This is a genomic window from Stenotrophomonas sp. P5_A8 (assembly GCF_056400545.1).
Genome location: NZ_JBFULB010000180.1, coordinates 1 through 7731, shown reverse-complemented (window position 1 = coordinate 7731; position 7731 = coordinate 1). Strand labels below are relative to the sequence as shown.

Here is a 7731-nt window from a genome sequence, read left to right as displayed (position 1 = left end):
GTTGCCGAGCGCCTTCGAATACGGCCCGTCCACGATCTCCAGGCGTCCACTGGCCTGCAGCAGCGCGGGCAGCTCCGGAATGAAGCTGGCCCGGTCGCGCGGGTGTGGTTGCAGGGCGCGTTGCCAGTGTTCGGCACCCACCAGGAACGTCGCGTTGGGGAACAGCAGTTCAGGCTCTCGGCCTTCGCTCCACTGCGCCAGCAGGCCGCCGGCGTGGTCGAAGTGCAGGTGGCTCAGCACCACCACGTCGATGTCCTCATGCTCGAAGCCGGCCTCGCGCAGGGATTCCATCAGCACGTGGCGCGGTTCCTGCACGCCGTAGCGTTCGCGCAGTTTCGGCTCGAAGAATGCGCCGATACCGGTTTCAAACAGCACGGTCTTACCGGCCAGCGGGCTGGCCAGCAGCGCCCGGCAGGCCAGCTCGATCCGGTTCAGATCGTCCGGCGCCGCCCATTTTTCCCAGACCGTCCGCGGCGCATTGCCGAACATCGCACCGCCGTCCAGCTTCTGTGTGTTGCCGCGTATCGACCATAGTTTCATCGGCAAATTATCCGGCGCGGCGCGTTAAATATTCGCTAGGCGCCCATAACGAAAAACCCCGCCGGGCGGCGGGGTCTCGAACGCATGGACAGCGGCCGGGTTCAGCGGCCAGCGGCCGGGGTCACCGCCGCGCTGCCCACCGGGTTGCGCGGATCGCTGCCGCCGCTGAGCACGTTGCTGCGGCGGTCCCACTCCACCGTCTGCAGGTTGCCCCACACGTGGCTGGAACCGCGGCCGCCTTCGGCGCTGTCGCCGGGCAGTTCGATCTTGTGGCCCATCGCCTGCAGCTGCTTGATGGTGTCCACCGCCAGCGCACCGGTTTCGGCCGAGATTTCGTCCGGCAGCCACTGGTGGTGGTAGCGCGGCAATGCGGCCACCTGCTGCGCGCTCAGGCCGTCGTCGTAGCCGAGGATGCCCAGCAGCACCATGGTGATGATGCGGCTGCCGCCCGGCGTGCCCAGCACCACCACCTTGTCCGGCGACTCCATGAAGGTCGGGGTCATCGAGCTGAGCATGCGCTTGCCCGGCTTCGGCGCGTTGGCCGCATAGCCCATCACCCCGAACGCGTTGGGGGTGCCCGGCTTCAGTGCGAAGTCGTCCATTTCGTTGTTGAGCAGCACGCCGGTGCCCTTGGGAATCAGCCCCGAGCCGTACAGCAGGTTCACCGTCTGGGTTGCGCCGACACGGTTGCCGTCGCGGTCGATGATGGAGAAGTGGGTGGTCTCATCGTCTTCCAGCGGGGTCGGATTGCCCGACAGCAGGTCGCTCGGCGTGGCCTTTTCCGGATGGATGGTCGCCCGCAGGCCCTGCGCGTAATCCTTGCTGGTCAGCACCTTCTGCGGAATCTGCACGAAGTCCGGATCGCCCAGGAAGAAGGTGCGATCGCGGTAGGCGCGGCGCATCGCTTCCACCACCAGGTGGGTACGGTGCGCTTCATCCATCGACTTCAGGTCCCAACCTTCCAGGATCTGCAACATCGCCGCCAGCGCGATGCCACCAGAGGACGGCGGCGAGGCGGTGGTGATCTTCCAGTCACGGTAGTTGAACACGATCGGTTCGCGCAGCTTGACCCGGTAACCGGCCAGCTCCTCGGCGGTCCAGCGGCCGCCGGCCTGCTTCACGCCGGCCAACAGGGCCTTGCCGGTCTGGCCGCGATAGAACCCATCGAACCCCTGCGCGGCCAGCCGCTCCATCGTCGCTGCCAGTTCCGGCTGGCGGAACACATCGCCCTCTGCGATCGGCTTGCCATTGCGCAGGTACACCTCGCGGGTCCCGGGGTAGCGCTCCATCACCTCACGGCGCGAGGCGTAGCCCTTGGCCATGCGCGCGTACACCGGGAAGCCTTCACTGGCGACACGGATCGCCGGGCCCAGCGAGGTCCGCAGCGGCAGCTTGCCGTGCTTGCTGGACAGCTCCACCAGCGCTGCCGGCAGGCCCGGGATGCCCGCCGACCATGGACCGTTGACCGAGCGGTCGCGGTCCAGCTCGCCCTTTTTGTCCAGGAACGCCGCTTCATTGGCCGACTGCGGCGCGGTCTCGCGCGCGTCCAGCATCACATCCTTGCCGGTGGCTGCATCGTGCAGGAGGAAGAAACCGCCGCCGCCCAGCCCGGAGCTGATCGGCTCGACCACGGCCAGCGTCGAGGACACCGCCACCGCCGCATCGAAGGCGTTGCCGCCCTTGGCCAGGATCTCCATGCCGGCCTCGGTGGCCAGGTGGTGACCGCTGGCGATCGCCGCACCGTCGGGATGACTGGCCAGGGAACCCTGCGCCGGTGCGGCCGACCATGCCACCGGGGACCACAACAGGACGAACAGCAACCAACGACGCGACAACGTATTCATTCGGATGGGGGCTCCGCATAAAGTTCGGGATGGTCGCGCTGCAGACCGTACAGCTTCGCCAGCAGGGCGTCCTGGGTTTCCGGGATGTCCGGATCGGGATCGATGCATTCCACCGGGCAGACGACCACGCACTGGGGTTCGTCGAAATGTCCCACGCACTCGGTGCAGCGGGCCGGATCGATCACGTAGATGGTTTCACCCATCGAGATGGCCTGGTTGGGACAGGCGGGCTCACACACGTCACAGTTGACGCAGAGCTCATTGATTTTCAGCGACATGGCGTTACTCCACGCCCACGCCGGCGGATGAGGACCGACCCGCGCCGTGGCGCAGGCCGGTCATCGACGGCTTCCCGGAAGAAGCCGCCCGGGCCACGCCACAGGCGCGGCCGCCACTGCACGGGTTACTTGGCTTCTACGAAGATGTACTCGGCGCCGGTCGGCTGCACGATGGACTGCACGCGGGCGTTGTCAGCGGCCTTGCCGATGAACACCACGCGCACACCCTTCATCGAGTCGGCCGGCACGTCCTTGAACACGGCCTGGATCATGTCGGCCATCTTCGAGGAAGCCGACGAACCGAAGGCCAGCATGTTGCCCGGCTGGATGCCGCGCGCGACGGCCTGGGTGGCGCTTTCAACCTGGCGCTCGTACTTGGCGGCGAACTCCGGATCGGACTCCGGCGAGAGGTAGTACAGGAACGGGCTGTTGGTGATGTTGCCCATGTTCTGCACGGCCACGGCCTGCAGGTACTTCTTCCAGCCGGCGTCGTCATTGGCGTCCGGGGCGACCAGCGCCTGCTGGGCTTCGGCAACCGGAGCGGCCTCTTCCTTCTTGCAGGCGGTGAAGGCCAGCGCGAACGACGCGATCAACATGGCACGCATGGTGTTGTTCATGGAATTCCTCCCTTGGTGATTCTTGGTATGTATGGGTCTGACGGGTTTTTACGACTGGCCCGACTTCGCTTCGCGGACCTTGCGCAGCGCCTCGAGCACCGAGGCCGGCACGAAGCCGGACACGTCGCCGCCCAGGCGGGCGATCTCGCGGACCAGCGAAGACGAAATGAAGCTGTGCTGCTCGGCCGGGGTCAGGAACAGGGTCTCGACCTCGGGGATCAGATGACGGTTCATGCTCGCCATCTGGAATTCGTATTCGAAATCGGACACCGCGCGCAGGCCGCGCAGCAGCACCCCGCCATGCACCGAGCGCACGAAATGCGCCAGCAGCGTATCGAAACCGATCACTTCCACGTTGCGATTGTGCCCCAGGGCCTCGCGCGCCAGCTGCACACGCAGCTCCAGCGGCAGCGTCGGGCCCTTGGACGGGCTCTGCGCCACGCCAACCACGACCTTCTCGAACAGCGGCGCGGCCCGGTTCACCAGGTCGATGTGACCGTTGGTGATCGGATCGAAGGTGCCCGGGTACACGGCAATGCGGCGGTTGGCCACGGTCATACGTCAGCTACACGTTGTGATCTGGTGAAAGTGTAGCAGTGGCGCGGCGGTACAGGGCAAAACGCACCTCCCGGGTCCCGCCCTCGCGGTGCAGCAGCCACGGCGCGGGCACCCGCGGCGCCTGCTCGGCCGGTGCCTCCAGGTACAGCCAGGCATCGGCGGCCAGGTGCGGCCCCAGCCCCGCCAGCACTTGGTCCCACAGCCCCGCCGCGAACGGCGGGTCCACGAACACGATATCGGCCTGCCCGGCCGGCGCCTGCGCCAGCCACTGCAGCGCATCGGCCTGCACCACCTGCACCTGCCCCTGCGCGCCCAGCTTGGCCACCGAGTCGCGCAGCTGCCGGGACAACGCCGCATCGCGCTCCACCAGCGTCGCCTGCCCGGCCCCACGCGACACCGCTTCCAGCCCCAGCGCACCGCTGCCGGCGAACAGATCCAGCACCCGCGCCCCACCGATACGCGGCGTCAGCCAGTTGAACAGCGTCTCGCGGACCCGATCACTACTGGGCCGCAGGCCCGGCGACAGCGGTACCGGCAACTTCGTCCCGCGCCACTTGCCGCCGATGATCCGCACCTGGCCCACGGCCGCCGCCACCGGCTGGCGCGGTTTCATGCGCGGCTCCGGGCGAGGACGGTGGAAGGGGCGTACGGGCGGAAAGGAGTCATGGGCACGAAGGTCGGGCGATTCAGACCTGCATTCTAGGCGCTGAACCCGGGCGCGCGCGCGTCACGCACCACAGGCGGCACATGGCGACCTCCTCAATGGACGGCGGATCCATTCCGCCGCTCATAGCGCGACACTGCTGCCCGCCATTTTCCACACCGATGGCCTGGCCAGCATCCATGCGAATGTCTCATCGACAGACGGTGAGTTTCGAGACGGAATACGCCACATAGTTCCGCCTGGCCAACGAGAATCCAAATGCCGCATCAGCGGTCACCTGGACACTCACAATGAAGGAATTCGCATTCGCCCTGATAGTTGCATTTCCAGTATCTGCGACCCCTCCTTCCGCCCTCCAGGATCGGGTGGAAGTGAATACAAGCGGAGAGAGGACCCTGATCAGAGCCTCTGAGTGGCCAGACTTCCAAGGAGGCCTTGTCGCTGTCGAACAGCGTCTGGTGATGAACGAGGACGGGAATCCCACCTATCAGTATTCCCGCCAAAGCAAAGCAACACAGCTTTACCATGAGGCGTTCTGCCTCGAAAAGAATGCCCGCCCGGCTGGTGGCGAGGCAGTGCTGGAAGGCAGTATTGCAGCCTGGATATGCGAGTTACGCGATGGGGATGAAGTGCTCGCCCCACAAGCGGCCAGCCCTCAGCACCCGCAGTCATCGACGGACAGGTCCTCCGATTATGTTCTTGCAAATGCACCCAATGGCTCAGCCAGCGCAGGGGTCAACTTCCACTCCACGGGCACTATTCGCTACAGCAACTCAAGCTCCGGCTCAATGCGAGGCAGTGTCTCGGCCGACAGCGGAAGATGTGCGACGTATTTCTCTCAACACTACAATGATTCGTTCAGCGGAAGTCATATTGCAAACGCGATCTGTATCGTTCACGAGCCGAGAAGGATATCGACCAAAATGGAAGGGTGCGTCCCCCGCCTATGCGGGTCCGATAGTGGATCGGTGACCGTCAACTGAAAGAAGCGCACTCGATCTCCAGTCCCGGCAGGTCTGCCCGCGGGTACGCCGCGTCATGAGTAAAGGGGCGGCCTGGGATCTCGCTGCGGCCTACGCATTCAGACGCCACGCGTCGGCACTGGCTCCGCGCCGCCTCTGCACGCCCTTGAAAACCCACCCCACCACCCCWACCCCTTGACCAGCCGCCGCGCCGGGCGCGGCATCGTCCAAGGAGCACCGCCACCCATGACCGAGCAGACCCAAAAGCAGACCCTGGGCTTCCAGACCGAAGTCAAACAGCTGCTGCAGCTGATGATCCACTCGCTGTATTCCAACAAGGAAATCTTCCTTCGCGAGCTCATCTCCAACGCCGCCGACGCCTCCGACAAGCTCCGCTTTGAAGCCCTGACCCAACCGGCCCTGCTCGAAAACGGTGGCGACCTGCGCATCCGCGTCAGCTTCGATGCCGACGCCCACACTCTCACCATCGACGACAACGGCATCGGCATGAGCCGCGAAGACGCCATCGCCCACCTTGGCACCATCGCCAAGTCCGGCACCGGCAACTTCCTGCGCCAGCTCTCCGGAGACCAGAAGAAGGATTCGCAGCTGATCGGCCAGTTCGGCGTCGGCTTCTACAGCGCCTTCATCGTCGCCGACCAGGTCGACGTCTATTCACGCCGCGCCGGCCTGCCTGCGAGCGAGGGCGTGCACTGGTCCTCGCGCGGCGAAGGCGAGTTCGACGTTGAAGCCATCGACAAGCCCGAGCGTGGCACCCGCATCGTCCTGCAGCTCAAGGACGACCAGCAGGACTTCGCCGACGGCTGGCGCCTGCGCAGCATCATCAAGAAGTACTCGGACCATATCGGCCTGCCGATCCAGATGGTCAAGGAACACCACGGCGAGGATGCCCCGGCCGAGGTCGAATGGGAAACCGTCAACCGCGCCAGCGCGCTGTGGACCCGCCCGCGCACCGAGATCACCGACGCCGAGTACCAGGAGTTCTACAAGCACGCCGCGCACGACCACCAGGACGCGCTGGCCTGGAGCCACAACAAGGTCGAAGGCAAGCTCGAGTACACCTCCCTGCTGTACGTCCCCGGCCACGCCCCGTTCGACCTGTACCACCGCGACGCGCCCAAGGGCCTGAAGCTGTACGTCCAGCGCGTGTTCGTGATGGACCAGGCCGAACAGTTCCTGCCGATGTACCTGCGTTTCATCAAGGGCGTGGTCGATTCCAACGACCTGTCCCTGAATGTCTCGCGCGAAATCCTGCAGTCCGGCCCGGTCATCGACTCGATGAAGTCGGCGCTGACCAAGCGCTCGCTGGACATGCTCGACAAGCTCGCCACCGACAAGCCCGAGGTCTATGCCGGCTTCTGGAAGCAGTTCGGCCAGGTGCTCAAGGAAGGCCCCGCTGAGGACTTCAACAACCGCGAGAAGATCGCCGGCCTGCTGCGCTTTGCCTCCACCCATGACGCCAGCGGCGAGCAGAGCGTGTCGCTGGCCGATTACGTCGGCCGCATGATCGACGGCCAGGACAAGATCTACTACCTGACCGGCGACAGCCACACCCAGGTCAAGGACAGCCCGCACCTGGAAGTGTTCCGCAAGAAGGGCATCGAAGTGCTGCTGCTCACCGACCGCATCGACGAATGGCTGATGGGCTACCTGACCGAGTTCGACGGCAAGTCGTTCGCCGACGTCGCCCGTGGCGACCTCGACCTGGGCGCGCTGGAAAGCGCGGAAGACAAGCAGGCGCAGGAGGCCGTGGCCAAGGACAAGCAGGCCCTGGTCGAACGCATCAAGACCGCGCTGGGCGACGACGTGGCAGCCGTGCGCGTCTCGCACCGCCTCACCGATTCCCCGGCGATCCTGGCCATCGGCGAACAGGACCTGGGCATGCAGATGCGCCAGATCCTGGAAGCCAGCGGCCAGAAGGTGCCCGACAGCAAGCCGGTGTTCGAGTTCAACCCCGGCCACCCGTTGATCGGCAAGCTGGACCAGGAAGCGGACAGCGCGCGCTTCGACGACCTCAGCCGGGTGCTGTTCGACCAGGCTGCGCTCGCCGCCGGCGACACACTGAAGGATCCGGCCGCTTACGTGCGCCGGCTCAACAAGCTGCTGCTGGAGTTGTCGGCGTAAGGCGAGGTGTGGCCCAGGTGCCGGCCGCGGGCCGGCATTGGCAACCCGCACGTGCCGACCGCTGACCGCCGGTTGGGAACCCGGTAGTGCCGGCCGCTGGCCGGCTCTTGGGAACCCAGGTAG

Annotated in this window: 8 protein-coding genes; 2 read left to right on the top strand and 6 right to left on the bottom strand. The window is 65.7% G+C overall.

All coding sequences use genetic code 11. The annotated features are described in order from the left end of the window. The 6 genes from AC1DQP_RS13115 to rsmD all read right to left on the bottom strand — a co-directional run. Window positions 1-540: MBL fold metallo-hydrolase (locus tag AC1DQP_RS13115; RefSeq protein ID WP_478051754.1), on the bottom strand; the 540-nt coding region annotated here is incomplete at its 3' end. Window positions 541-641: 101 nt separating this feature from the next. Next, window positions 642-2384 carry a gamma-glutamyltransferase gene (gene ggt / locus AC1DQP_RS13110; protein WP_478051753.1) on the bottom strand — a complete coding sequence of 581 codons (1743 nt, stop codon included), beginning with the start codon at window positions 2382-2384 and terminating at the stop codon, window positions 642-644. Further along, on the bottom strand, window positions 2381-2662 hold the full coding sequence (locus AC1DQP_RS13105; RefSeq protein WP_228887506.1) for a YfhL family 4Fe-4S dicluster ferredoxin: 282 nt from the start codon (window positions 2660-2662) through the stop codon (window positions 2381-2383). Before AC1DQP_RS13105 ends, ggt begins: the two co-directional genes overlap by 4 nt. 125 nt (window positions 2663-2787) lie before the next feature. Next, complete coding sequence (locus AC1DQP_RS13100) at window positions 2788-3279, bottom strand: hypothetical protein (RefSeq protein ID WP_256774056.1); 492 nt, start codon at window positions 3277-3279, stop codon at window positions 2788-2790. 48 nt (window positions 3280-3327) lie between these two features. Beyond that, window positions 3328-3837, bottom strand: a complete 510-nt coding sequence (coaD, locus tag AC1DQP_RS13095) for a pantetheine-phosphate adenylyltransferase (RefSeq protein WP_478051752.1) — start codon at window positions 3835-3837, stop codon at window positions 3328-3330. Window positions 3838-3844: 7 nt separating this feature from the next. After that, the gene (rsmD, locus tag AC1DQP_RS13090) at window positions 3845-4450 is read right to left on the bottom strand and encodes a 16S rRNA (guanine(966)-N(2))-methyltransferase RsmD (protein ID WP_457322170.1); all 606 of its coding nucleotides are present in this window, start codon (window positions 4448-4450) and stop codon (window positions 3845-3847) included. 341 nt (window positions 4451-4791) lie between these two features. On the opposite strand from rsmD, the gene AC1DQP_RS13085 reads away from it, so the two are divergent. Both AC1DQP_RS13085 and htpG read left to right on the top strand, forming a co-directional pair. Continuing rightward, on the top strand, window positions 4792-5484 hold the full coding sequence (locus AC1DQP_RS13085) for a hypothetical protein (protein ID WP_478051751.1): 693 nt from the start codon (window positions 4792-4794) through the stop codon (window positions 5482-5484). Between the two features lie 225 nt (window positions 5485-5709). Then, window positions 5710-7608, top strand: coding sequence for a molecular chaperone HtpG (gene htpG / locus AC1DQP_RS13080; protein WP_478051750.1), 1899 nt, complete (start codon window positions 5710-5712; stop codon window positions 7606-7608). Window positions 7609-7731 lie beyond the last annotated feature (123 nt).

Excerpts from the sequence above, each read along its gene's own strand:
- ggt (WP_478051753.1), bottom strand. The coding sequence starts at position 2,384 with ATGAATACGTTGTCGCGTCGTTGGTTGCTGTTCGTCCTGTTGTGGTCC.
- AC1DQP_RS13105 (WP_228887506.1), bottom strand. The coding sequence starts at position 2,662 with ATGTCGCTGAAAATCAATGAGCTCTGCGTCAACTGTGACGTGTGTGAG.
- AC1DQP_RS13100 (WP_256774056.1), bottom strand. The coding sequence starts at position 3,279 with ATGAACAACACCATGCGTGCCATGTTGATCGCGTCGTTCGCGCTGGCC.
- coaD (WP_478051752.1), bottom strand. The coding sequence starts at position 3,837 with ATGACCGTGGCCAACCGCCGCATTGCCGTGTACCCGGGCACCTTCGAT.
- rsmD (WP_457322170.1), bottom strand. The coding sequence starts at position 4,450 with ATGAAACCGCGCCAGCCGGTGGCGGCGGCCGTGGGCCAGGTGCGGATC.
- AC1DQP_RS13085 (WP_478051751.1), top strand. The coding sequence starts at position 4,792 with ATGAAGGAATTCGCATTCGCCCTGATAGTTGCATTTCCAGTATCTGCG.
- htpG (WP_478051750.1), top strand. The coding sequence starts at position 5,710 with ATGACCGAGCAGACCCAAAAGCAGACCCTGGGCTTCCAGACCGAAGTC.